Raw genomic sequence first — 23307 nt, 5'->3', positions numbered from 1 at the left:
ATCACGTCTTAGAAATCGGCGACCTTCCCCCAGGCCGAAGCGCCGAAGCGACGTGGATCGTAGGATGTTGGATCGACGATCGGTTCCGACCCGGTCACCAGATCGGCGACGAGGTGCCCGGCGCCAGGCCCGATGCCGAAACCGTGTCCCGAAAATCCGGCGGCCAGAAAGAAACCCGGAACTGTGTCTATCTCGCCGATGGCGGGCACGCCGTCCGGTGTGCTGTCGATATAGCCCGCCCAGGCCGCGCTGATCGATGTCTTGCGCAGCGCCGGCAGCAGCTCGAGCGCGCGGGCGTGGGTCAGGCGGATGGTCGCCCGATCCGGGGCCGGATCGAGGATGCGCATCCGCTCCATCGGCGTCGGCCTGTCGAGCCGCCAGCGTTGCAGCGTTTCGTGCCCCGAGCGCACGCCCTGCAGGCCGCCCGGCGCGAGGCTGCGCCACCGCTTCAGGAACATGGGCAGGAACTGCGAGGAGAAGCGCAACTGCTGCAGCGTCATGTCGACGCGCCCACGTCCGCTTATGGCGAGCGTATAGCCGCCGTCGCCGCGACGCGTGGCCGAGATCCGTGCCGTGTGCAGCGCATCGGGCAGGCCTTCCGCGCCGGGCGAGACCGACAGGATGGAGGAGCGGACCGACGCTTGCGGAAAGCGGAAGCCGAACTGGTGGCAAAAGGAGGACGCCCAGGCGCCGCCGGCGAGGACCGCCAGCTTCGTCCGGATCGTTCCGCTTTCGGTGACCACTGCGCTCAGGCGCCCGCCCTCGGTCTCGATGCCGCGCGCGGCGCAATTCTGGCGCACGCTGCCCCCGAGCTTGAGGATGGCGCGGGCGACCGCCGGCGCGGCCCGCGATGGATCGGCGGTGCCGTCGGTCGGCGAGAAGACGCCGCCCTTCCACGTCCGGCCCGTTGCGAGACCCCGATCGCTTGCCTCGGTGCTGTCGAGCATATGCGTGGTGACGCCGGCCGTCTTTGCGAAGTCACGCCAACGCGCCCAGCCGGCCAGTTCCGCCTCGTCATTGCTGAGATAGAGCAGGCCACAGCGGCGAAAGCCGGTATCCTCGCCGGTATCCGCCGCAAAGCGCTCCCACAGATCCAGGCTTCGTGTCGCCATGGGCAGCTCGCGGGCATCGCGGTTTTGCTGGCGGCACCATCCCCAGTTCCTGCTGGACTGCTCGGCGCCGATGCGTCCCTTCTCGATAAGCGCGACCTTCATGCCGCGCTTTGCCAGATAGTAGGCAGCGAAGACGCCGACGATGCCGCCGCCGATCACCACCGCATCCGCGGATTGCGGCAGTTCGCCGGACGTTTCGATTTGCTGCAGCGGCGCGCGCATGGTCTCTCCACCTTGAAGCGCCAATCTAGCGCGTTGCGCAGGCAGCCGCTGCCGCAGTTGAGGCTGAGGCGGAATTTTATTCCGGCAGCTCGGCCGAAATCGGGAGCCGATGCGTCTCAAAGCGGTATCCGCTCTGATGGACAGGCCGGTGGGCTGTGATAGTGTCGATGGTGACTGGCAAGGCAGCATTTTGTGCTGTGGCATGCGTTCTGTGGAGACGGCCGTGAAACTCGATCGGATCGACATCAAGATTCTGTACGAATTGCAGAAGAACGGCCGTATCACCAATGTGGAACTGGCCGAGCTGGTGCACCTGTCGCCCAGCCCATGCCTGATGCGGGTCAAGAAGCTGCAGTCGGAAGGTTACATCGAAGGCTATTCGGCGCAGGTCAATATCGGCAAGCTCGGCCAAACGCTGACCGTGTTCACCGAGATCACCTTGAAGAACCACCGCCAGGTGGACTTCGCCCGTTTTCTCGCCGTGGTGGAGAAGATCGACCAGGTCATCGAATGCCACCTCGTGTCGGGCGGCTACGACTATTTGATGAAATTCGTGACCGCCGGCATCGGCGAGTACCAGACGATCATGGAACGGCTCACCGACATGGATATCGGCATCGACAAATATTTCAGCTTCGTGGTGCTGAAGTCTCCCATCGTCAAGGCGCACATGCCGCTGCCCAGTCTGTTTCCGATGTAGTCAATGGTGGCCACCACGGCTGACGAACTAGGGTCTTGCGCACCGCGAAAGCATCGCAAAACAACGCCATGCGCGCGACCGCTGAAAAAGATCATCACCGTTTCTCGCGCTCATTCTTGCGGCGCATCGCGCGCTTGTCCCTCCACGCGTAGAGCGAATAGACGATCGGGATAAACCATGGCTTGCCCTGGTAGAATGGCACTGCCTTCGGCGGCGGATCGAAGTCGAAGGCCGACAGGGCCTTCTCTGTTTGGCCAAGAAGCTTGAAGGCAGCCTTCTTGCCGAGCCAGCGCGCCCAAACCACGCCGGATCCGCAGAACCCGGTGGCATAGATGGTGTCGCCCACGGTAAACATTCGTGGGATCATGTCACGGTTCATTGCGACCTGGCCGAACCAGCTATGCGTCAGGCCAATACCTGCCAGTTCGGGAAATATGCGTCCGAGTTCGGACCGCAGGTGCGTGGTTGGAGAAAGCGGATCCCCTTCCGTCGTGCCGTCGCGCCCGCCAAATAGAATACGCGAGCCGTCTGGCGATGGACGGTAGTAGTAACTGAGCTGCCTTGTGTCGCCATACATCATGCGCTTCGGCATCAGGCGCTCCATGACGCCGTTGCCTAGAGGCTCGGTGGCGACGATACGGCTCCGCACCGGCACGAGACGACGGCGAAGCCAGGGATCGAAGTTGTCAGTATAGGCATTGGTGCACACCAGCGCCTTCTTGGCGAAGACCTCGCCGCGCGACGTGGCGACACGCACGCCGCCGGCCTCGGCGACCATCGCCAGCACCGCCGTATCCTCGTGAATGACCGCGTCGGTTGCCCGGGCGACCCGTAGTATGCCGGCCAGCAGCTTGGCGGGATGAAGACCACCAATGTCCATGCGCGCGAAGCCACCCGCGTAGACCTCCGTGCCGATGTATCGCGATACCTCTGCACGGGAAACTGAAAATGCCTCAATCCCTAGAAAACGTTGCAACAACTCGGCGTATCGGCTCAACTCTTCGCATTCGCGGTCGTTTATCGCTCCGTCGAAAAGGCCAGAAAGGAAAAAGTCGCACTCCACCTGCTCCTCTTCGAGAAAGGCCCAAAGATCCTCTCGCGCAGCCTTTCCTTCCATCAAGATGCCATTGGCGCGCGCTTCACCAAACCTTCGTATCAATTGTTTGCGGCCCGGCCTTATGCTGCCGCTCGCCATGCCGCCGTTTCGGCTGGACGCGGCTTGCCCTATCGGTTGCCGGTCGAAAAGCTGAACGCTGCGTCCGGCCCTCGCGAGCTCGATGGCCGCCGACAGGCCCGCATAGCCACCGCCGACGATGGCGACGTCGCATCTGGGGATCACCGGCCACACCGGCAGAGCAGAAAACGCGCAGTCGTCCCACCAGTACGGCGTGGACTTAAAGGGACGCGCGGAGATGGGATCCATGGCGTGCATCTCTGGTTCAATCCACGCGCTCAATCGCGCGAGACCCAGAGCTTCCGGGTGGGCTCGATCACCCGCCAGACCCCCGTGAATCCTGGGTGCATGACGAAGGCATCGCCCGCTGCAATTCGGCGCGGCTCGAACCCATCCTCTATGAGCTCCGAAACCCCCGAAAGGATGTAGCAAAATTCGAAGGTCCCGCCTTTGATGGAACGATAAGCGCCAGGCGTGACTTCCCATACGCCAGCCTGCACTTGGCCATCAGCGGTCTGCGCGATATCCCAAGTTAGAAACCGGGGATCACCTTCCACGCGCCGTTCCGGCAGCGGTTCGCCTCTCCTGGGTTCGGGGAGATTGTTCTGATCGAAAAAGGTAAGCTTGGACATGGGGCACCCTTTCAGCGTGCGGAATGCCGTTCGAAAGACAGGCGCCTTTCGATGGCATGCAGGGCAGTCAGACTGACGACGTTGATTGCAAGATAGAAGGCAGCGGTGACGACGAAGATTTCCATGATGGCGAATGTCTCGCTCATCAGCCGTTTCGCGTAGCCGGTGATTTCAAGCACCGTTATGGTGGAGGCAAGGCTCGATTCCTTGACGATAACGGCGACTTCGGTGCTGTAGGAAGGCAAGGCCTGACGCAGCGCCAGAGGAAACTTGATACGGTGGAAGACCACCCACCCGGACATGCCGCAGGCTTCTGCCGCCTCGATCAGCCCGCGCGGCAGCGAGTGCAGGGCAGTACGGAAGATCTCCGCCGTATAGGCACCGGTATTGAGAATGACGGCAAGGATGGCAGCGTGCAGACTGTCGCCGATCAGCCACCACAAAACCGCGTTGTGGCGTATGAAACCTATTTGCGCGAGGCCGTAGTAGATCACAAAGATCTGCACGAGCATCGGCGTGCCCCTGAAGACCGCGCAGTAGAAGTCGGCGCATTTGCGAACCGTGCCGGTCTGGGAAATGCGGGCTGTCGCCAGCAGGATGCCGAACGGCAATCCAAGACCGACGCCGAAAACTGCAATCAGCAGGGTCGTCTTCGCGCCGACGAAGAGAAATGGAACCGCATATGTGACAATGCTGAAATCCATCCTAACCTCTACTGAAGCCGCGATTGAAATGGTTTTCGGCGCGGTTGAACAGAACTTGGCTCACGGCGGTCATGGCGAAGAACATCGCGGCCGCCAAGCAATAGAATAGAAGCGACGAGCGCGTGATTCCTGCGGCGACCGCTGCCGCTCGCATCAGTTCCTGCATACCGACGACCGATACGAGCGAGGTATCCTTGATCGTCATCTGCCACACGTTGTTGATCCCACCCAGAGCCAGCCTGAGGGCGAGCGGTAGCGTCACGCGAAAAAAGGTCACGCGCGGCGACAAAGAAAGCGATCGAGCCGCCTCCAGGAGGCCAATGGGAACTGCCTGCAGCGCGCCTCGTATGACTTCTATCGAGTACGCGCATGAAATGGCGGCGATCGCGATAATGCCGATAAGGAATGGATAGGCGTTTTCGGCGCTATCCGCGTAGCCGAACGCCGAGGCAATTCTCTGCACCCAGTCGACGGAGCCGAAGAACAGGAGATAAATGACCAGTAGTCCCGGAACGCCGCGGATGATGATGCTGTAGGCATCAACAAGCTGTGACAGAACAGGGACCTGGCGCCAACGAAGGATGGCAAGCGGTATCGCCGCCGCCAATCCTACAACCACGCCAACAAAGCCGATCAGAAGCGTGATACCGGCCCCGCGCAGCAGCGCAAGGAGCCAGCCCTTCTCGACCATCAGCACCCAGATATCGTGCAACATGAAAACATTCCATCAGACCGTCGCGGCATTGCCGCGACGGTCTGTTGCCTGTCGGATGATTACTTGTTGCACGCGATTGTGTAGTCGTCCTTGAACCAGTTTTCCGAGGCAGCCTTCACCTTGCCGCTGTCGATCATGTTGCAGAGTGCGCCGTCCAGCTTGGCCTTGAGTTCGGTATTGCCCTTGCGCAGGCCAACACCCATGCCATAGCCCAGCGCCTCGTGATCGTCCGCTCCGGTGACCTTGACGTCGATGCGGGCAAAGTTGGCGCCGTCCGGTGAGCCGAGGAAGTCGACCCAGGTCGGGGAATCGCCGAATGCAGCGTCAAGCCGGCCTGCCGCGAGATCGGAATTCTGCTGGGTCGTGGCGTCGTAGGTCTTCAGGTCCGCGGTCGGAATATGTTTCTTGATGAACTGCGCGTATGTGGTGCCATTCACGACACCTATGGTCTTGCCGGCCAGCGCCTTCTCGATTTCCGCAAGACTCTTTAGTCCCATGAGCGAAGAATCCTTCGGAACCACGAAATACTGGGGTGTGGTTGCATAGGGGACGGAGTAGTCGATCTTCTTCATCCTTTCGTTGGTGATGCCGAGACCCGAGATGATGACATCAAAGCGATCGCTGTCCATCGACGGAACCAAGGAACTGAACGTCTGCACCACGAATTTGCATTTGACCTTAAGCTCGGCGCAAATGCCGTTGGCGATATCGGCGTCGAAGCCGGTAACGTTGCCGTTGGCGTCAGCCATGCTGAACTGGGGGGCATCGCCTTCGGTGCCCACGCGTAAGACGCCGTCCTCGGCCCATGCGACGCTTATTGCCGCCGCCATCAGGCCGGATACGCAGATTGAGCGAAGTGTATTCTTTACGAGCATTCTGAGTTACCCCTCTTTGCTTTCTGTTTGATGGCCGCCATCAGGCGGCGGTTGAAATCACGCTGGAAAGGAACTGCTTCACCGCTTGGGTTGCGGGATTTCGAAACAGTTCTTCCGGCCCGGCATCCTGCGCAACGACACCCTTGTGCAGGAATATCATTCGGTTCGACACCTCCCGAGCGAACCTCATTTCATGCGTGACGAGGAGGATGGTCGCTCCCTCATCGGCAAGCGTTCTGATGACCTTCAAGACTTCGCTGACCAGCTCAGGATCGAGCGCGGAGGTTGGTTCATCAAAAAGCATCAGCTTGGGCTGCATCGCCAAAACACGCGCGATTGCCACGCGTTGCTGCTGCCCGCCCGAAAGCTGGCTTGGATACCGGTGGCCAAAATCGGCCATGCCCACTTTGGATAGCGCCGAAAGCGCTGCTTCATTCGCCTCCCGCTTGTTCTTGCGCAGCACGTAGACCAGCGCTTCGGTCACGTTCCCAAGCACGGTTCGATGGGGCCACAGGTTGAAGCTCTGAAACACCATGCCGATGCGGCGACGAAAAATCCTGATATTGGCCGCGTTGATGATTTCCGTTTCGTGGAGTTCGTTCTGAAAGGCGGAAATCGCATCGCCCATCACCTCGATCTCACCGGAGCTCGGGGTCTCAAGAAAGTTAATGCATCGTAGCGCGGTGCTCTTTCCCGAGCCGGAAGAACCAACGAGCGAAATGACCTCGCCCTGGCGCATCTGCAAACTCACTCCGTTGAGAACGCTGGCCGCGCCGAATGCCTTGCGGAGTTCGCGAACCTTCAGAACAGGAGCCATGCCCAGGCGCCTCCTGTCCGTGCCGTGGTGAAGGGATGTAGAACCGATCGACGGTCCATTTCGGCGACATCTTCGCTGGTCGTCATTCTCGGATCCCTAAGGGGGCCAAATCGCAGAAACAGACGAATTTCAGTTCAACGAAATTCGGCGACGGATGCTGTTGCGAGCCCTCCTGTTCAAGGCCGACTGCTTCCATCTGCATTCCACCCTCGAGGACTACAAAACGTAACCTCAGCTTATGTCCGTCGGGGCACGCAATTTCGTCTTATTCCATTGAATTTCCGCAGAATTCCTGCCAATCGTAGGTTTGTAAGAGGAAACGCTCCGAACGCGTCGGAGTCGGACCGCGGCAGGGTAAACCAGGTCTTCGGATCGGCGCTCGCCTCGCGCCCATTTTTGCGGCACGTTCTTGCAGAGATTCACATCACGGGCTGCCTGCACCACGCCGTTGACAGGCCTAAACGCATCATCAATCAAGACAATGCTCGAAATCGATTGGCATGGAAAACCCAACCTTCACTCGATCCATGACAACCATTGTCTTGAACCCCTTGATGTCGTGATTCTCGTAGAAAAATCTCCGGGTAAAAGCTTCATAATCTTCCATGCTTCGGGATGTGACGATGAGAACGAAATCTGCTTCTCCCGTAACGTAGTAGCCGTTCATCACTTCCGGAGTCTGGCGGATCGATTGTTTGAAGCGGTCGACGATGTCAGCCCGTTCGCGCTCGAGCGAAACCAGCACGAGCATTGCAATAGGCCGGCCGACAGTCTTGGGTTTCACGATCGAAACGTCAGCTTCGATTGCTCCCCCTTCCCGAAGCCGTTTGAGACGACGCTGGACCGCCGTTGCCGACAGGCCGACCATTTGGCCAAGCTCTTCCGTGCCGTGGCGATTGTTGGTCTGCAGAATATTAAGCAAGCGAGAGTCCAGTCGATCAAGCTTCATTCTGCCTGCCTGCGCGTTGATCTGGTGACACAATCGTGGCTGAAAAACTTGCCGTCACTCCCAGTCTTCCGGCCTATTTCCGATGTAGTCAGCGGTGGCCGTACTGGCTGACCAGCTCGGGATCGCGGACGAGGCCGTCGAGCCAAGTCGGGTCAAGCTTCGGCACGGAGGAGAACAGCAGCTTGGAATAGGGGTGGGTGGGCGCCTTCACCTTGTCAGGCGTGATCTGCTCCACCCGCTCGCCATTGTACATCACCATGATCTGGTCGCAGATGGCCTCGACCACCGAGAGGTCGTGGCTGATGAAGATGTAGGACAAACCCAACTCGCGCTGCAATTCCTTGAGCAGCTCGATCACGGCGGACGCCACCACAGTGTCGAGCGCCGAGGTGATTTCGTCGCAGATGATGAGCTTGGGGTTGGCCGCCAGAGCACGCGCGAAGTTCACCCGCTGCTTCTGGCCGCCCGAGAGTTCTGACGGATGACGGTAGCGCAGCGCCTTCGGCAGGCGCACCATGTCGAGCAGTTCGTCGACGCGCTTCGAGCGCGCCTGCCTGTCGAGCCGGTGATAGAAGGCCAGCGGCCGCGAGACGATGTCCTCGACAGGCTTGGCCGGATTGAGCGCGGTATCGGCATACTGGAACACGATCTGCATCTCGCGCAGCTGGTCGCGGCTGCGGTTCCTCGCGGCGCGCTCCAGCGCCTTACCGTCGAACACGATGTCGCCGGAGGCCGCCGGGTGGATGCCGGCGATGGCTCGCGCCAACGTCGATTTTCCGCAGCCGGATTCGCCGATGACGCCGAGGTTGCGCCCTTTCTCCACGACAAGGCTGACGGACTCGACCGCGCGGATAACCGGCTGCCCGTCAGGTTTCACCGGTCCGTATCCGGCGGTCAGATTGTCGATGCGAAGCAGCGGCTTCGCTCCCGAATCTCCATCCGCCTGCGTCTGCCTTGGTTTCGGTTCGAAGGCGGCCAGCAGTTCCAGCGTATAGGGGTGCATGGCAGCCGAAAGGATTTCAGCCGTCGTGCCGATCTCCTGCACTTCGCCGCCCTTCAGCACTACGATGCGGTCGGCGATCTGGGCGACGACCGCGAGGTCGTGCGAGACGTAGACACCTGCTATACCGCCAGCGCGCATGACTGACTTGAACGCCTTCAGCACGTCGATCTGCGTCGTCACGTCGAGCGCCGTGGTCGGCTCGTCGAAGATGACCAGGTTGGGATCGCCAATCAGCGCCATGGCCGCCGCCAGCCGCTGCAATTGCCCGCCGGAAACCTGGTGCGGATAACGGGCGCCGATCCCCTCCGGGTCCGGCAGCGACAGCGCCCTGAACAACTCGACCGCGCGCCGGCGCGCCTGCTCGGGCGGCATCAGCTTGTGGATGCGCGTGACCTCGATCACCTGGTCCATGATGGTCGCGGCAGGGTTGAAGGCGGCGGCGGCGCTTTGCGGAACATAGGCGATGTCGGTGCCGCGTGATTTGGCGCGTTGCTTTTCGGAAAGCGCGGCCATGTCCTTGCCGCCCACGTTGATCTCGCCACCTGTGATCCGGCAGCCGGGCCGCGCATGGCCCATCAGCGAGAGCGCCAGCGTCGTCTTGCCCGAGCCGCTCTCGCCGATTAAAGCGACGATCTCGCCGTTCGGGATGTCGAGACTGACGCCCTTGATGATTTCGACGAGACGTCCGGCGTCGGTCGTCGCCTCGATCCGCAGGTTCCTGACCTCGACGAGATTGGTCATGCGTCCCTGTCCCTGATCTTCTGCGGCAGATTGTCGATCAGCAGGTTGACGCTGATGGTGAGGCTGGCGATTGCCAGCGAAGGCACGATGACGGCGGGTGCCGCGAAGGGCAGGCCGCCTATGTTCTCGCGCACCAGCGCGCCCCAGTCGGCCAGTGGCGGCTGCAGGCCAAGCCCAAGGAAGGAGAGGCCGGAGAGCAAGAGCACGATGAAGACGAAGCGCAGGCCGAAGTCGGCCAGCACCGGGCGGATGATGTTGGGCAGGATCTCGGACCCGATGAGATAGACCGTGCTCTCGCCGCGAACGCGGGCGACGGTCATGAAATCCATCGTGTTGATGTTGACGGCGAGCGCCCGAGCGAAACGGTAGGCGCCCGGGATGTAGATGACGGCGAGCGTCAGGATCAGCACCGGGATCGACGAGCCGACGGCGGCGACGACCACGAGGCCGAACAGCTTGCTGGGGATGGAGTTCATCGCGTCCAGAAAGCGGCTGAGGCAGGTGTCGAGCCAGCCGCCGGTGACGGCCGCGATCATGCCCAGCATGACGCCCGAGAAGCAGGCGATGGAGACGGCGGCGAGCGATATGCCGACCGTGTAGCGCGCGCCCATCAGAACCCTGGAGAGCATATCGCGGCCCAGATAGTCCGAACCGAGCCACAGCCCCTGGCGCATCGGGCCGAAATAGTCGTCGTCGACGATGTCGCCGATCGGATGGGGAATGATGTAGGGCGCGAAGATCGCGACGAGCGTCCATGCCAGGATGACCAGCGAGGCCAGGACGCCCACGAGGTTGTAGCTGTGGCCCAGGAAGGACCGTCGGGAGGATGCCGCGCGCGCCATGGTCATCTGAGCCTCGGGTTGGACATGATGGCAATGATGTCGGCGGCCGTGATGAGCAGGAGATAGCCGAGGCAGAAGATCATCGCGCAGCTCTGGATCAGCGGCAGGTCGCGGGTCGCGACCGCATCGACCATCAGCTTGGCGATGCCGGGATAGTTGAAGATCGTCTCCACGATGATGACGCCGCCGACCAGATAGGACAGCGAGAGCGCGACGGCGTTGACGATCGGTCCGAGGGCGTTGGGAAGCGCGTGTCTCAGCACCATGCGGCTGCGCGATGCGCCCTTCAGAAGCGCCATCTCGACGTAAGGCGTGGAGAGCGTTTCGATCACAGCGGCGCGGGTCATGCGGATCATCTGGGCGGAGATGACGAAGGTGAGCGTGATCACAGGCATCGCATAGATGCGCACAATGTCGGTCAGCGAATGCGCCTCGTTCACCGAGGACAGCGCCGGCAGCCATCTGAGATAGACAGCGAAGAGCAGGACCGCCAGCGTCGCGACCATGAACTCCGGCACGGAGATGACGCCGATCGAAAGCACGGTGACGATCCGGTCGTAGAAGGAGCCGCGCAGCATCGCGGCGGTGATGCCGAGCGTCAGCGCCAGCGGCACCGAGATGAGCGTGGTGATGCCGGCGAGTTTCATGGTGTTGACGAAGCGCCCGCCGATCAGCGCCGCGACCGGCATGTCGTTGGCGTAGGAGGTGCCAAGGTCGCCGTGAAGCAGGCCGACGAGCCAGCGCAGGAAGCGCAGGATCGCCGGGTCGTTGAGATGCATGGCCTCGCGCAGGCCGGCGACCGCCTCGGGGGTCGCCGCCTGGCCGAGCAGGATCGACGCCGTGTCGCCAGGCAGCATGCTGGTGGCGAAGAACACGGCGAACAGGACGATCAGAAGGGTGACGACCGCGACCGCCAACCGCTTCAGCACGAGGTTTAAAACCCCAGACTTCATGGAAGCTCCCTGCGGTTGCGTTCGGCCAAACAATGTTGCGCAATGCAGTGCCGGGGGCCGGCTGACCGGCCCCCGGCAGGCGCCTCTCAGGCTTCGAGCCAGAGGTATTCCGCCATTGCGTAGCCCATCATGCCACCGAGCGGGTTCGCTTCCAAACCCTTCACTTTGCTGGAGAGGGCATCGACGTTGGAAATGTAAGCCGGGATGATGGTGCCGGCTTCCTCGGAGATCATGGTCTGCATTACGCCGTAGATCTCCTTGCGCTTGGCCTGGTCGAGCGAGCCGCGCGCTTCGACCAGCATCTTGTCGAACTTCTCGGACTTGTACTGGCTCTCGTTCCAGGGCGCGTTGGAGGCGTAGAGGAGCGAGAAAAGGATGTCCGGCGTCGGGCGCGGATTGATGTTGCCGAAATGGACCGGCGCCTTGAGCCAGTAGTTGTCCCAGTAACCGTCGGACGGGACGCGCTGGACGTCGAGCTTCATGCCGATATCTGCGCCGGCAGCCTGGATGATCACCGCCATGTCGATCGACGAGGTCGCGGCGTCGGACGCGACCACGGGGATGGACTGGCCGAGGACGCCCGCCTTCTGGAAGTGGAACTTCGCCTTGTCCGGGTCGAAGGCCTTCGGCTTGAGGTCGGCATTGTGGAAGATGTTCGCCGGCGAGACGGGCTGGTCGTTGCCGATTTCACCGAGGCCGCGCAATGCCGATTTGACGATCTGCTCGCGGTTGACGAGATACTTCATGCCGGCCACGAAGTCGGCCTTGCTGCCCGGATCCATGTCGAGCCGGATGTTGAGGTCGGTGTAGTTGCCCGAGGTCGTCTTCGACAGTTCGAAGCCCTGCTGGCTCGCCAGCAGTTTCATCGAGCGCGGATTGATCGAGGCCGCAAAATTGATGTCGCCGGAAATCAGGGCGTTGACGCGGGCGCTGTCGTCGGTGATGGCGATGAACTCGAAAGAGTCGAGATAGGGCTTGCCCGACTTCCAGTAGTTCTTGTTCTTGGTGACCACCGAACGCACGCCCGGCTCGAACGTCTGCAGCACGAAGGCGCCGGTGCCGTTGCCTTTCGAGAAGTCCGTGGTGCCGTCCGCCACGATCATGAAGTGATGCAGCGCCAGGATGGTCGGCAGGTCGGCGTTCGGATCGGCGAGCGTGATTTCCACGGTCGACTTGTCGACTGCCTTGAAGCCGGTCATCTGCGCGGCGATCTTGGCGACCTTTGAGCCGACCGCTTTGTCGAGATGGCGCTTCAGCGAGAAGACGACGTCGTCGGCGGTGAGGTCCTTGCCGTCGTGGAAGGTGACGCCCTTGCGCAGCTTCACCGTCCAGGTCTTGGCGTCCTTGCTGTCGAAGCTTTCGGCCAGCTCCATCTGCGTCTTGCCGTCCTTGTCGAGGAAAGTCAGGCGGTTGTAGAGCGAGCAGCAGCGGACATAGTCGGTGGAAAGCGACGCCTTTGCCGGATCGAGCGTGTCGGCCGTCGAGGACGACCAGCCGGCCGCCTTGAAATTTCCACCGGAAACAGGCGTGGCGGCGAGGGCTCGAGTGGCGCGGCCAAGCACCACGCCGCCCGCGGCAACCGCGGCGCCGCCGGCTAGCAGCATCTTGAGGAGTTCGCGGCGGCTGGCGCCCCGGCGGATGGCGTTTTCGACCATGGCATCGTCTGCACTGGTCCAGTTGGTGATCTTGTCGGTCATGTCATTCCCCTTTCTGTCGGTTTGGTCGGTATGCTCGTCTTGCTGCGGCTTTCCGGGCTTGGGTTCAGGTTCGTTCCTTCAGGCTTTCCCGCACGGCCGCCGCCAAGGCAGCCATTGATGTGAAGTGGTAATCCGGCACGGTGAAGCGCTCGGGCTCGATGGTGCCGCCATAGCCCTTCTGGGCGTGCCGGCGCTCGATCCAGCAATTGGTCAAACCAAGCGCCCGGGAGATACCGATGTCGTGATACTGGCTTTGCGCGACGTGCAGGATGTCGTCCTTGCTGTCGCCGCGGGACGCAACGAAATCGAAGACGTTCTGGAAGAACGCCGGGTCCGGTTTCTCCGTGCCGGTATCGTCGGCGGTGAAGGTGGCGAAGAAGGGCGATCCGAGCTGCTTCTCGAAATGATCGAGCGCCCAGCGCCGGGCGTTGGTCATGGCGATCAGCCTGTGGGATTTCGCAAGGTCGGCCAATGCCGCCGCGCTGTCGGGGAAGCCTTTCCAGATGCCGGCCGAATCCCGCAGGCGGACGCCGTATTTCTCGTTGGCCGGCAGGCCGAGCCGCGGTGCGATAACCATGTAGACGCGCGCGAGATCGTCGGGGAACAGGCCCGCGTCGGGCATGTAGCGGGCCTGCCGGTAGAGGGCCAGCGCTTCTTCGCCGTCGACGGCAACGCCAGCCTCGGCGGCAATCCCGGCCAGGCAGCTCGTTATGCCGCCCTCGAAGTCGATCAGCGTGCCGACCACATCGAAGGTCATGTATTTGAATTCGCTAAAGGCCCTGGCCAAGAACTAGCTCTCCTCTGCGCGCGGCTGAATTGCTTGGTGCTGAACAGAACAAAATTCCGTGCTGCTCAGGGCGTTCACCTTCTTCAAAAGCCCGGAAATTCGGGCTTTCTGGCCTTGTCTTTAAAAGCAGTCTGGCACTTCCCCCGCGCTGGATTCGCCGAAAAGGCGCGGGGCTGCGGCACAAAATTGCGAAATCGTCGGCCCCGGCGATATTTCGAGATGCGAAAAATTCATCGCCCTTCATGAAAGGGCCTTGCGGACATCGGGATCGTCCAGCGTCTGGTCAAGCGTCCGGCGCGTGCGCTCGACGATCGCATCGATGTCGCCGTCGGTGCAGCAGAGCGGCGGTGCATACCCAAGAACGCCGTGCGCAAAAGCGCGGATGATGAGGCCGTTGTCCCAGGCCCTGTCGAAGACCCGCCGCGCCGGCATCGCCGAGGCGGGAAGTGGCGTCTTCCTCTCCTTGTCGACCACCAGTTCGATCGCCGCAAGCATGCCGCGGCCGCGCACCTCGCCGACCAACGGATGGTCGCTCAGGCCCGACAGGCCCGCCATCAGGCGGGCACCGGCTCTAACGCCGTTCTCGAGAAGGCCGTCCTCATAGAGCTTCAACACTTCGAGCGCCACGGCGGCGCTGACGGGATGGGCGGAATAGGTGTAGCCGTGGCCGACCGCCGCGCTGCCCGCGCCATCGGCGATGACGTTGTAGACATGATCGGCCATGAACACGGCGCCCATCGGCACATAGCCCGAGGTCAGCCCTTTCGCCGTCGTCATGAAATCGGGAACGATGTCCTCATCGGTGCAAGCGAACAGAGGCCCGGTGCGGCCGAAGCCGGTGATCACCTCGTCGGCGATGAAGAGGACGCCGTGTTCGCGGCAGAGCTCGCGCATGGCCTTGATCCAGCCTTTCGGCGGGACGATGACGCCGCCCGAGCCCTGGATCGGCTCGGCGTAGAAGGCGGCGACCCGCTCCGGCCCGATTTCCTCGATCTTGGCCTTCAGCGCAGCGAGCGAGGCGGCGATGATCGCGTTCCCGTCCTCGCCTACGGGGTTGCGATAGGGGTAAGGCGAGGGGATCTTGTGCTGCCAATCAAGGGGAATGCCGAAACCGGCGTGAAAGGCGGGCAGGGCGGTCAGCCCCGCGCCGACCACCGACGACCCGTGATACCCCTGCTCGATCGAAATGAACTGGTCGCGCTTCGGCTCGCCCTTGGCATTCCAGTAGTAGCGGACGAAACGGATCGTGCTGTCGACCGCGTCCGACCCCCCAAGCGTGAAGAAGACGTGATTGAGGTCTCCCGGCGCGCGATCGGCCAGTTCCGAGGCGAGCCGGATGGCCGGCTCCGAGCCAAGGTCGAAATAGGCGGTGGCGTAGGGAAGCTCGCGCATCTGCCGGGCCGCCGCCTCGACGATGCGGTCATGGCCATAGCCGGCATTGACGCACCACAGCCCGGCGAAACCGTCGAGGAGTTGGCGGCCGGACGCGTCGGTCACGGTCGCCCCCTTCGCCGATTTCAGCACGCGCACGCCGAGCGCCTCATGGCCGCGATAGGAGGAGACCGGATGGATGAGATGGGCGCGGTCGAGTTCGATCAGGGAATTGGCGAGCATTGTTTGTCCTCGTGACTAGAGCATGATGCCGAAAAGTGTGAGGCGGTTTTCGGACGACATCATGCTCTATCTCTTTGATTTAGAGCCGGATTCAGACTTCGGATCGACTCGATCCGAGATCATCCGGCTCTAGCCGAGCGCCTGGTTGGCGAGGGCGTAAACTTTCGGCCTGACCTGTTCTGAGTCCTTCTTCGACGGGCGGTCCATGGCCACACCGCCGCCGACATGGGCGAGGCCGATTTCGGTCAGCCAGCCGGCGATGCCGGTCCTGCTGTCGGTATCCACGCGCAGGAAGGCGCCCGGACGCGACGCGGCGAAGAAGCCGATCAAGGCCTTGGCGTCACCGGCACTTCCCGCGATGACCGGACCGATCACCTCGCCGCGTCCGAACGGGCGGATCGCGGCATAGGCTTCGATCACGCCGTTGCCGCGGATGACCGCGAATTGGCCGCGCTCGGCCAGCGCATCGATCAAGGCTTCACGGTCGGCGCCATAGGCGTCGCGGTCCAACGCCTTGATCTCCGGCAGATCGTCGGCGCTTGCGGCTTGCACGCCGTCAGGCGTGTGAAGCTCCGTGACCTTGCCCTGATGCTGCAGGATCGTGCCGGAGGGCACGAAGCCCAGCTTCTGATAGAGCGGCATGCCGTCGGTCGTCGCGACGAGCCGCAGCGGACGGCTCTCGGCAAGCGCGAAGGCCTGTTCCATGAGCCGGCGCCCGAGCCCCTTGCCTCGCATGTTCCTGTCGACGATCACCATATTGATCATCGCGCAATCCGTACCGTATGGCGTGACCAGGATGGTTCCGGCGACCCGGCCCTGGTCGTCGAGCGCTACCGCGCCGCTGGAGAGCTGCAGCGCCATCTGCCAGTCTTGCGGACGATGCGGCCAATTCTCCTGGCGAGAAAGCGCCACCGCGCCCTCGATATGGTCCGGCCCGAAGTCCTGGAGTTCGATCTCGCACTGCTGCATGGAGCATCCTTCCGTCTGCTCCCAAGTCTCGGGCATCGGCGCGCCGCAGATCGTCTGAAGGTTTCGGCTTCGGCGGTATCTTTCGCCGTAGCGCGGGGTGCGCGCCGCATCTTGTGCTGGCACTGCTTCCGGCACATGCGCTGCACGGCGCGGGACGGCGCCGCCATCGACAGGCAAGATGCTACAGCGTGCCAAACCGGACGGCGGATACGGAACTTTCTGCTTTTGGAAAGGCCATTTCGATCAGGTGGCCCGCTGCTGGCCGGCCTATGATGAAATATATCCAACGCGGATGTGCTTCCACCGGAGATCGACGGACATGGCTTCTTTCAGGCCCAAATACATCACCTTCGACTGCTACGGCACGTTGACCAATTTCCAGATGGCGGAAGCGGCGCGCGACCTCTATGGCAACCGGCTGGATGAACCGAGCATGCTGGAATTCATCAAGAACTTCGCGGCGTACCGGCTCGATGAGATCCTGGGTGACTGGAAGCCCTATGCCGACGTCATCCACAACGCGCTCGAGCGCGCCTGCAAGCGCAACGCCGTCGCCTTCAGTGCCGACGACGCCAGGATGGTCTATGAGCGTGTCCCGACCTGGGGGCCGCACATGGACGTTCCGGCCGGGCTGGCGAAGGTCGCCAAGGAAATTCCGCTGGTTATCCTCTCCAACGCCATGAACGCGCAGATCATGTCCAATGTCGAGAAGCTCGGCGCGCCGTTCCATGCCGTCTACACGGCCGAGCAGGCGCAGGCATACAAGCCTCGCCTCAAGGCCTTCGAGTATATGTTTGATAGGCTGGGCTGCGGGCCGGAGGATATCCTTCACTGTTCGTCTTCGTTCCGCTACGACCTGATGTCGGCGCATGATCTCGGCATCAAGAACAAGGTCTGGGTCAATCGTGACCACGAGCCGGCCAACCCGTATTATGGCTATGTCGAGATCGCCGATATTTCCGGTCTGCCGGGCGTGGTCGGGCTTTGAAACAGGCGGATTGCCGATGAAATTCGTTTCCTATTGGCACGACACGGCCCCTGTCTTCTCCGGCGGGGCGCAAGGCCCGGTCGAGGGGCATTATGACGTCGCCATCATCGGCGGCGGCTTCACCGGCCTCGCCGCCGCGCGCCAGCTGGCGAAGGCCGGCGCGAGGGTGGCGGTGCTCGAGGCGGAGCGGGTGGGTTGGGGCGCATCCGGCCGCAATGGCGGGCATCTGAACAACGGCCTCGCCCACAGCTATCTCTCGGCCAAGGCGGAGCTCGGCAAGGAGCGGGCTAGCGCCCTCTACCGCGCGCTGGACGTATCCGTCGAGACCATCGAGGCGCTGGTCGCAGAGGAAGGCATCGACTGCAATTTCCGCCGCGCCGGCAAGTTGAAGCTCGCCTCCAAGCCGCAGCATTTCGAAGCGATCGCCCGCAATTTCGAGGCCGTCCATGCCGAGGTCGATCCGGACACGGCGCTGCTGTCGGCGGCCGATCTCAAGTCCGAGATCGGCTCGCCCTTCCATGGCGCGATGCTGTCGAAGAAAAGCGCCATGATGCATATGGGCCGCTATGTGGCGGGTCTCGCCACGGCCGCCGCTCGCCATGGCGCCGTCATCCACGAGAATGCGGCGGTGACCGACCGCAAGCAGGCCGGCGCCAGACATGAACTGACCACATCGCGCGGCCGGATCAGCGCCAACGATGTGCTGGTGGCGACCGGCGCCTACACGACGCCGAATTTCGGCTTTTTCCGCCGCAGGATCATCTCCGTCGGCAGCTTCATCATCGCCACGCGGCCGCTGAGCGACGCGGAGATCGCCGCGACCATGCCGGGCAACCGGACATGCGTGACCTCGATGAACATCGGCAACTACTTCCGGCTTTCGCCGGATAACCGCCTGATCTTCGGCGGTCGCGCCCGCTTCTCGGCGACCTCGGACCAGCGCTCCGACGCCAAGAGCGGAGAGATATTGCGGGCAGGCCTCGCCGCGATCTTCCCGCAACTCGCCAAGGTCGAGATCGACTATTGCTGGGGCGGGCTGGTCGACATGACCAAGGACCGTTTTCCGCGAGCCGGCTACCATGACGGGGTCTGGTACGCGATGGGCTATTCCGGCCACGGCGCGCAACTTTCCACCCATCTCGGCATGATCATGGCCGATGCCATGCTCGGCCGCGAGGACCGCAATCCGATGAAGGGGCTCGAGTGGCCTGCCATTCCCGGCTATTCCGGCAAGCCCTGGTTCCTGCCGATGGTCGGCCTCTACTACAAGGCGCTCGACAGGGTGAGGTAGGCTGTTGCCTATTCCCTATTGCCCTATTCCCATGTGAAAGCTCTTCATCTCGAGATATTCCTCGATGCCGGCCTGCGCGCCCTCGCGCCCGAGGCCGGATTGCTTGACGCCGCCGAAGGGAGCCACCTCCATCGAGACCGAGCCGGTGTTGAGCCCCACCATGCCGAACTCCAGCGCCTCGCCGACGCGCCAGGCGCGTTTCAGGTTCTCGGTGTAGAAGTAGGAAGCGAGCCCATAGGGCGTGCCGTTGGCGAGCGCGATCGCCTCCTCTTCCGTATCGAAACGGAAAAGCGGCGCGACCGGGCCGAAGGTTTCCTCGCCAGCGAGCTGCATTTCGTTCGTAGCGCCCGTCAGCACCAGCGGCGCGACATATTGCGGCCCCTCTGGCAAGGCTGGCCTCTTCGTGATGATCTCGGCGCCTTTGGCGAGCGCGTCCTCGACGTGGCGGTTGATCTTCTCGACCGCCGCCATATTGATCATCGGCCCGATGGCGACGCCGGCTTGAGTGCCTGGCCCGACCGTCATGGCGTTGACGCGGGCGCTGAGCTTCGCGGCGAAGGCATCATAGACCCCGGCCTGGACGAGGATACGGTTGGCGCAGACGCAGGTCTGGCCGCCATTGCGGAATTTCGAGGCGAGCGCGCCCTCGACGGCGAGGTCGAGATCGGCATCGTCGAAGACGATGAAGGGCGCGTTGCCGCCGAGCTCGAGGCTGAGCCGCTTCACGCTGTCAGCCGCTCCGCGCATCAGCAGCGAACCGACCCGGGTCGAGCCGGTGAAGGAGATCTTGCGCACGGTCTCGTTCGCCATGATCTCGTTGCCGATCCCGGCCGGCATGCCGGTGACGATGTTGATGACGCCGGCGGGGATGCCGGCCCGTTCGGCGAGCACGCCAAGGGCCAGCGCCGAATAGGGCGTGAACTCGGAGGGCTTGATCACCACCGTGCAGCCGGCGGCCAGCGCCGGCGCGACCTTGCGGGTGATCATCGCGTTGGGAAAATTCCACGGCGTGATGATGCCGCATACGCCGACGGGCTCTTTCAGCACGATGATGCGGCGGTCGGCCGTGGGCGAGGGGATGGTATGGCCGTTGATGCGGCGTGCCTCCTCGGCGAACCATTTGACGAAGGAAGCGCCGTAGCGGATCTCGCCCCTGGCTTCGTCCAGCGGCTTGCCCTGTTCAGTCGTCAGGATCAGCGCGAGGTCGTCCAGATGCGTGAGCATCAGGCCATGCCAGGCCTCCAGCAGGGCAGCGCGCTCGGCGTGGGTCTTCTTCTTCCAATCCCGATAGGCGGAAGCCGCGGCTTCGATGGCCGTGCGGGTCTCGGAGCCGGCCATGTCGGGCACGGTGCCGATTGCCAACTGGGTCGCCGGATCGATCACATCAACGGTCTTGCCGGAGCCGGCTGCGACCCATTTGCCGCCGATCAGGCCGGCTTCGCGGAAGAGGGTTTTGTCTTTCAGGCTTTTCATCGGAAACGACCCCTGCAATCAGTTGAGCGCCGCGACGACGGCGGCGGTGACGGCGTCCGTGCTGTCCTTGCCGGCGACGGTTCCAACGCCCCGAGCGGTCGTCGCTTCGAGCGCCTTCATGACACGGCCGGCTGCGTCTCTTTCGCCGAGATGGTCGAGCATCATCGCGCCGGACCAGATGGCGGCGATCGGATTGGCGATGCCGAGATGGGCGATGTCGGGCGCGGAGCCGTGCACCGGCTCGAACATCGACGGCGCCGAGCGGTCCGGATTGATGTTGGCGGAAGCGGCGTAGCCGAGCCCGCCCTGGATCGCCGCGCCGATGTCCGTCAGTATGTCGCCGAACAGGTTGGAGGCGACGACCACGTCGAGGCTCTCCGGCGCCATGATCATGCGCGCGGCGAGCGCGTCGACGTGATAGCTGGTCGCCGCGACATCCGGATAGTCTGCCGCCAGCTTGTGCGTGATCTCGTCCCAGAAGACCATCGAATGTTTCTGCGCGTTGGACTTGGTGACGGAGGCAAGCCTGCCCCGGCGTGCCCGCGCCTGCTCGAAGCCGAAGCGCAGGATGCGCTCGACGCCGGCGCGGGTGAAGATCGAGGTCTCCACCGCCACCTCGTCCAGCGTGCCTTGATGCACGCGCCCGCCGGCGCCCGAATATTCGCCTTCGGTGTTCTCGCGAATGCACAGGATATCGAAGCTTTCGGCCCGCAGCGGGCCCGTCACGCCCGGCAGCAGGCGGTGCGGCCGGATGTTGGCGTATTGCACGAACGCCTTGCGGATCGGCAGCAGCAGGCCGTGGAGAGAAACGGAATCGGGCACCTCCGCCGGCCAGCCGACGGCGCCGAGAAGGATGGCGTGGAAGCCGCGCAAGGTCTCGATGCCGTCCTCGGGCATCATGCGGCCGGTTTCCTTGAAGAAGCGGCAGGACCAGGGAAACTCAGTTCCGGTTACGGCAAAGCCTGAATGCCGGGCCGCCATGTCCAGCACCGTCCAGGCAGCGGCGGTCACATCACGGCCGATGCCGTCACCGGGGATCAGGGCGATCGAGTAGGACTTCATCGGCATCTCTCTAGAGGCTGATCAGGACGCTCTTGGTCCTGCGATTGGCGAGATAGGCCTCGCGCCCCAGATCCTTGCCGATGCCGGAGCGCTTGTAGCCGCCGGTCGGCAGGATGTGGTCGCGCGAGCGGCTGTAGCGGTTGACCCAGACCGTACCCGCTTCGAGCTTGCGCGCGAGGCGGATGGTGCGGGACAGGTCGGCGGTGAAGAGGCCGGAGGCCAGCCCATAGGTCGGGTGGCTGGACAGCGTCAGGGCCTCCTCCTCGGCCTCGAAGGTCTGAACCGTCAGGACCGGGCCGAAGATCTCCTCGACGATCGCCGGATTGGCCTGATCGACATTGGCAATCAGCGTCGGCTCATAGAAATAGCCGTGAGCATCCATTGCGCCGCCACCCGTCAGGCATTCGCCGCCGGCCTCGACCGCGGCCCGCACGACGCCGTCGACACGTGCACGCTGCCGTTCCGAGATGATCGGCGAATACTGCGTCGCCTCGTCCCAGGTCGGGCCGGGACGCGCCGCCTTCATCTTCTCCAGTATGGCGGCCGTCAGGCTGTCGGCGACGCTCTTCTCGACGATCAGGCGCGTGCCGGCCACGCAGGCCTGGCCGGCGTTGAAGGTGACGCTGCCGGCGATTGCCGTCGCCGCCTTGTCAAGATCGGCATCGGCAAACACGATCTGCGGGCTCTTGCCGCCGAGTTCCAGCGTCATCGGCTTGACGCCGGTGCGGGCGACGTTCTCCATGATGGCCGAGCCGGCGCGGGTCGAGCCGGTGAAGCTGACCTTGGCGATCTCGGGATGGCCGGTCAGCGCCGTGCCGGTCGTCGGACCGTCGCCGAAAACCACGTTGATTAGTCCTGCCGGCAGACCCGCTCTGACGGCAAGCTGCGCCATGTAGACCGCCGAGAAAGGCGTCATCTCGGACGGCTTCAGCACGACCGCGTTGCCAGCAGCCAGCGCCGGGCCGAGCTTCCAGCCGGCCATCGAGATCGGAAAATTCCAGGGCGTGATCGCGCCGACCACGCCATAGGGCTCGCTCATAATCATGCCGAGACTGGCGTCGTCAGTTGGCACGAGGTCGCTGCCTTCCTTGTCGGCGAATTCGGCGAAGAAGCGGATCTGCTCGGCGGTGACGGCGATGTCGCCGGCGACGAGCTGGCCGACAGGGCGGGTCGAGCTCAACGCCTCGACCTTGGCGAGCGTTTCGGCTTCCGCCTCGATCAGGTCGGCCCAGGCCTGGAGTGCCCTGGTGCGCTCGCGCGGCCGGACGCCGCCCCAATTGCTCGCCTTCAGCGCCGCCTTGGCGCTTTCCACCGCACGGTCGACCATGTCCGCGCTGGCCACTGGGCAGGCGGTATATGGCTTGCCGTCCGACGGGCGGCGCATCTCGATGCGGCCCTCGGCCGAAATCAGCTCCCCGCCAACGAAATGGCCGACGGGGAGGGGAATTTTGTCGGGATCGAAGCTCAGGCTCATTCGAAGCTCAACGTCATGGGGCGATCACTTTCGAGCATTTGCCCGAGCCTAGCGCGTGCTGGCACGCAGCATGCGCTGTTCGCCGATCCGCCGCCGACGAAAGTTGCGTGCCAAGCGCGGGGGACGGCAAAATCTTCCGCGCAGATCAGCGCCTGTCAGCCGACCGTCACGTAGATCTTGCGCACCGTTTCGATGGTCTTCCAGACTCCGGTGAAGCCAGGCTTCATGACGAAACTGTCACCGGCGCGGTAGGTCATCGCCTCGCCGGCGTCGGGCGTGATCTCGACCACGCCGGAGAGGATATGGCAGAACTCGAAGGTGTCGCCCTTGATCGAGCGCGTCTCGCCCGGCGTCGCCTCCCAGACGCCGGTATGGACGAGGTCGTCCTTGGCGACATCCTGTGCCCAGGTCTTGAAGGCGGGATTGCCGGCAATCAGCCGTTCGGGCAGCGCCTTGGATTCGCGCGGCGAAAAGATTGGGTCTGTATCGACGGTCTTGAGCAGGGACAAAGGA

Annotated in this window: 22 protein-coding genes; 3 read left to right on the top strand and 19 right to left on the bottom strand. The window is 63.1% G+C overall.

All coding sequences use genetic code 11. The annotated features are described in order from the left end of the window. Nucleotides 1–8: 8 nt before the first annotated feature. On the bottom strand, nucleotides 9–1334 hold the full coding sequence (locus tag ABID26_RS16785) for an NAD(P)/FAD-dependent oxidoreductase (protein WP_292344635.1): 1326 nt from the start codon (nucleotides 1332–1334) through the stop codon (nucleotides 9–11). Nucleotides 1335–1557: 223 nt separating this feature from the next. On the opposite strand from ABID26_RS16785, the gene ABID26_RS16780 reads away from it, so the two are divergent. Then, on the top strand, nucleotides 1558–2034 hold the full coding sequence (locus ABID26_RS16780) for an Lrp/AsnC family transcriptional regulator (protein WP_126099031.1): 477 nt from the start codon (nucleotides 1558–1560) through the stop codon (nucleotides 2032–2034). A 94-nt stretch (nucleotides 2035–2128) separates the two neighbouring features. Here the strand turns inward: ABID26_RS16780 and ABID26_RS16775 are convergent, their stop codons facing one another. The 14 genes from ABID26_RS16775 to ABID26_RS16710 all read right to left on the bottom strand — a co-directional run bounded on the left by ABID26_RS16775 (nucleotide 2129) and on the right by ABID26_RS16710 (nucleotide 16506). Further along, nucleotides 2129–3457 carry an NAD(P)/FAD-dependent oxidoreductase gene (locus tag ABID26_RS16775; RefSeq protein WP_435528578.1) on the bottom strand — a complete coding sequence of 443 codons (1329 nt, stop codon included), beginning with the start codon at nucleotides 3455–3457 and terminating at the stop codon, nucleotides 2129–2131. A 29-nt stretch (nucleotides 3458–3486) separates the two neighbouring features. Then, a complete protein-coding gene (locus ABID26_RS16770; RefSeq protein ID WP_126099033.1) occupies nucleotides 3487–3840 on the bottom strand; it encodes a cupin domain-containing protein in 354 nt (117 codons plus the stop codon). Nucleotides 3841–3851: 11 nt separating this feature from the next. Next, nucleotides 3852–4544, bottom strand: coding sequence for an ABC transporter permease (locus tag ABID26_RS16765; protein ID WP_292298202.1), 693 nt, complete (start codon nucleotides 4542–4544; stop codon nucleotides 3852–3854). Nucleotide 4545: 1 nt separating this feature from the next. Then, the gene (locus ABID26_RS16760) at nucleotides 4546–5259 is read right to left on the bottom strand and encodes an ABC transporter permease subunit (protein ID WP_292298204.1); all 714 of its coding nucleotides are present in this window, start codon (nucleotides 5257–5259) and stop codon (nucleotides 4546–4548) included. 59 nt (nucleotides 5260–5318) lie between these two features. Then, entirely contained in the window at nucleotides 5319–6089 is a 771-nt protein-coding gene (locus ABID26_RS16755; RefSeq protein WP_435528580.1) for a transporter substrate-binding domain-containing protein, read from the bottom strand. A gap of 85 nt (nucleotides 6090–6174) precedes the next feature. Then, nucleotides 6175–6951 carry an amino acid ABC transporter ATP-binding protein gene (locus ABID26_RS16750; protein ID WP_292298208.1) on the bottom strand — a complete coding sequence of 259 codons (777 nt, stop codon included), beginning with the start codon at nucleotides 6949–6951 and terminating at the stop codon, nucleotides 6175–6177. 469 nt (nucleotides 6952–7420) lie between these two features. Further along, nucleotides 7421–7900 carry an Lrp/AsnC family transcriptional regulator gene (locus ABID26_RS16745; protein WP_127428399.1) on the bottom strand — a complete coding sequence of 160 codons (480 nt, stop codon included), beginning with the start codon at nucleotides 7898–7900 and terminating at the stop codon, nucleotides 7421–7423. Nucleotides 7901–7988: 88 nt separating this feature from the next. Beyond that, on the bottom strand, nucleotides 7989–9644 hold the full coding sequence (locus ABID26_RS16740) for an ABC transporter ATP-binding protein (protein WP_292344636.1): 1656 nt from the start codon (nucleotides 9642–9644) through the stop codon (nucleotides 7989–7991). Then, nucleotides 9641–10492: an ABC transporter permease gene (locus ABID26_RS16735; RefSeq protein ID WP_292344637.1), complete on the bottom strand. Its 852-nt coding sequence runs from the start codon at nucleotides 10490–10492 to the stop codon at nucleotides 9641–9643. The genes ABID26_RS16740 and ABID26_RS16735 overlap by 4 nt, the downstream gene beginning before the upstream one ends. After that, nucleotides 10489–11439 (bottom strand): ABC transporter permease, encoded by a 951-nt coding sequence (locus ABID26_RS16730; protein WP_292344638.1) that lies wholly within the window; start codon nucleotides 11437–11439, stop codon nucleotides 10489–10491. Before ABID26_RS16730 ends, ABID26_RS16735 begins: the two co-directional genes overlap by 4 nt. An 86-nt stretch (nucleotides 11440–11525) precedes the next feature. Beyond that, complete coding sequence (locus ABID26_RS16725) at nucleotides 11526–13136, bottom strand: ABC transporter substrate-binding protein (RefSeq protein ID WP_292344639.1); 1611 nt, start codon at nucleotides 13134–13136, stop codon at nucleotides 11526–11528. Between the two features lie 64 nt (nucleotides 13137–13200). Next, nucleotides 13201–13893, bottom strand: a complete 693-nt coding sequence (locus ABID26_RS16720; RefSeq protein WP_435528579.1) for an HAD-IA family hydrolase — start codon at nucleotides 13891–13893, stop codon at nucleotides 13201–13203. Nucleotides 13894–14163: 270 nt separating this feature from the next. Next, nucleotides 14164–15537, bottom strand: a complete 1374-nt coding sequence (locus ABID26_RS16715; protein WP_354415980.1) for an aspartate aminotransferase family protein — start codon at nucleotides 15535–15537, stop codon at nucleotides 14164–14166. 129 nt (nucleotides 15538–15666) lie between these two features. Beyond that, nucleotides 15667–16506, bottom strand: coding sequence for a GNAT family N-acetyltransferase (locus ABID26_RS16710; RefSeq protein WP_354415979.1), 840 nt, complete (start codon nucleotides 16504–16506; stop codon nucleotides 15667–15669). Between the two features lie 319 nt (nucleotides 16507–16825). Between ABID26_RS16710 and ABID26_RS16705 the strand changes: the two genes are divergently transcribed. Continuing rightward, nucleotides 16826–17494, top strand: a complete 669-nt coding sequence (locus ABID26_RS16705; protein WP_354415978.1) for a haloacid dehalogenase type II — start codon at nucleotides 16826–16828, stop codon at nucleotides 17492–17494. A 16-nt stretch (nucleotides 17495–17510) separates the two neighbouring features. Continuing rightward, nucleotides 17511–18785, top strand: coding sequence for an NAD(P)/FAD-dependent oxidoreductase (locus ABID26_RS16700; RefSeq protein WP_354415977.1), 1275 nt, complete (start codon nucleotides 17511–17513; stop codon nucleotides 18783–18785). Between the two features lie 15 nt (nucleotides 18786–18800). Here ABID26_RS16700 and ABID26_RS16695 read toward each other — a convergent pair whose 3' ends face one another. From ABID26_RS16695 to ABID26_RS16680, 4 genes are all read right to left on the bottom strand, one after another. Then, a complete protein-coding gene (locus tag ABID26_RS16695) occupies nucleotides 18801–20258 on the bottom strand; it encodes an NAD-dependent succinate-semialdehyde dehydrogenase (protein WP_354415976.1) in 1458 nt (485 codons plus the stop codon). 18 nt (nucleotides 20259–20276) lie between these two features. Further along, entirely contained in the window at nucleotides 20277–21320 is a 1044-nt protein-coding gene (locus ABID26_RS16690) for a tartrate dehydrogenase (protein WP_354415975.1), read from the bottom strand. 10 nt (nucleotides 21321–21330) lie between these two features. After that, nucleotides 21331–22794 carry an aldehyde dehydrogenase family protein gene (locus ABID26_RS16685; RefSeq protein WP_354415974.1) on the bottom strand — a complete coding sequence of 488 codons (1464 nt, stop codon included), beginning with the start codon at nucleotides 22792–22794 and terminating at the stop codon, nucleotides 21331–21333. 155 nt (nucleotides 22795–22949) lie between these two features. Next, nucleotides 22950–23303, bottom strand: coding sequence for a cupin domain-containing protein (locus ABID26_RS16680; protein WP_354415973.1), 354 nt, complete (start codon nucleotides 23301–23303; stop codon nucleotides 22950–22952). Between the last annotated feature and the right edge of the window lie 4 nt (nucleotides 23304–23307).

It is taken from the genome of Mesorhizobium shonense (genome assembly GCF_040545255.1).
In the GTDB taxonomy this organism is placed as follows: Bacteria; Pseudomonadota; Alphaproteobacteria; order Rhizobiales; family Rhizobiaceae; genus Mesorhizobium; species Mesorhizobium shonense.
The sequence above is the reverse complement of the archived record's forward strand: the minus strand, read 5'-3'. Positions and strand labels throughout refer to the sequence as shown.

Bases quoted from the DNA above. Each gene is read 5' to 3' on its own strand.
- ABID26_RS16785 (WP_292344635.1), bottom strand. From the start codon at position 1,334: ATGCGCGCGCCGCTGCAGCAAATCGAAACGTCCGGCGAACTGCCGCAA.
- ABID26_RS16775 (WP_435528578.1), bottom strand. From the start codon at position 3,457: ATGGATCCCATCTCCGCGCGTCCCTTTAAGTCCACGCCGTACTGGTGG.
- ABID26_RS16770 (WP_126099033.1), bottom strand. From the start codon at position 3,840: ATGTCCAAGCTTACCTTTTTCGATCAGAACAATCTCCCCGAACCCAGG.
- ABID26_RS16765 (WP_292298202.1), bottom strand. From the start codon at position 4,544: ATGGATTTCAGCATTGTCACATATGCGGTTCCATTTCTCTTCGTCGGC.
- ABID26_RS16760 (WP_292298204.1), bottom strand. From the start codon at position 5,259: ATGTTGCACGATATCTGGGTGCTGATGGTCGAGAAGGGCTGGCTCCTT.
- ABID26_RS16755 (WP_435528580.1), bottom strand. From the start codon at position 6,089: ATGGCGGCGGCAATAAGCGTCGCATGGGCCGAGGACGGCGTCTTACGC.
- ABID26_RS16750 (WP_292298208.1), bottom strand. From the start codon at position 6,951: ATGGCTCCTGTTCTGAAGGTTCGCGAACTCCGCAAGGCATTCGGCGCG.
- ABID26_RS16745 (WP_127428399.1), bottom strand. From the start codon at position 7,900: ATGAAGCTTGATCGACTGGACTCTCGCTTGCTTAATATTCTGCAGACC.
- ABID26_RS16740 (WP_292344636.1), bottom strand. From the start codon at position 9,644: ATGACCAATCTCGTCGAGGTCAGGAACCTGCGGATCGAGGCGACGACC.
- ABID26_RS16735 (WP_292344637.1), bottom strand. From the start codon at position 10,492: ATGACCATGGCGCGCGCGGCATCCTCCCGACGGTCCTTCCTGGGCCAC.
- ABID26_RS16730 (WP_292344638.1), bottom strand. From the start codon at position 11,439: ATGAAGTCTGGGGTTTTAAACCTCGTGCTGAAGCGGTTGGCGGTCGCG.
- ABID26_RS16725 (WP_292344639.1), bottom strand. From the start codon at position 13,136: ATGACCGACAAGATCACCAACTGGACCAGTGCAGACGATGCCATGGTC.
- ABID26_RS16720 (WP_435528579.1), bottom strand. From the start codon at position 13,893: ATGACCTTCGATGTGGTCGGCACGCTGATCGACTTCGAGGGCGGCATA.
- ABID26_RS16715 (WP_354415980.1), bottom strand. From the start codon at position 15,537: ATGCTCGCCAATTCCCTGATCGAACTCGACCGCGCCCATCTCATCCAT.
- ABID26_RS16710 (WP_354415979.1), bottom strand. From the start codon at position 16,506: ATGCAGCAGTGCGAGATCGAACTCCAGGACTTCGGGCCGGACCATATC.
- ABID26_RS16705 (WP_354415978.1), top strand. From the start codon at position 16,826: ATGGCTTCTTTCAGGCCCAAATACATCACCTTCGACTGCTACGGCACG.
- ABID26_RS16700 (WP_354415977.1), top strand. From the start codon at position 17,511: ATGAAATTCGTTTCCTATTGGCACGACACGGCCCCTGTCTTCTCCGGC.
- ABID26_RS16695 (WP_354415976.1), bottom strand. From the start codon at position 20,258: ATGAAAAGCCTGAAAGACAAAACCCTCTTCCGCGAAGCCGGCCTGATC.
- ABID26_RS16690 (WP_354415975.1), bottom strand. From the start codon at position 21,320: ATGAAGTCCTACTCGATCGCCCTGATCCCCGGTGACGGCATCGGCCGT.
- ABID26_RS16685 (WP_354415974.1), bottom strand. From the start codon at position 22,794: ATGAGCCTGAGCTTCGATCCCGACAAAATTCCCCTCCCCGTCGGCCAT.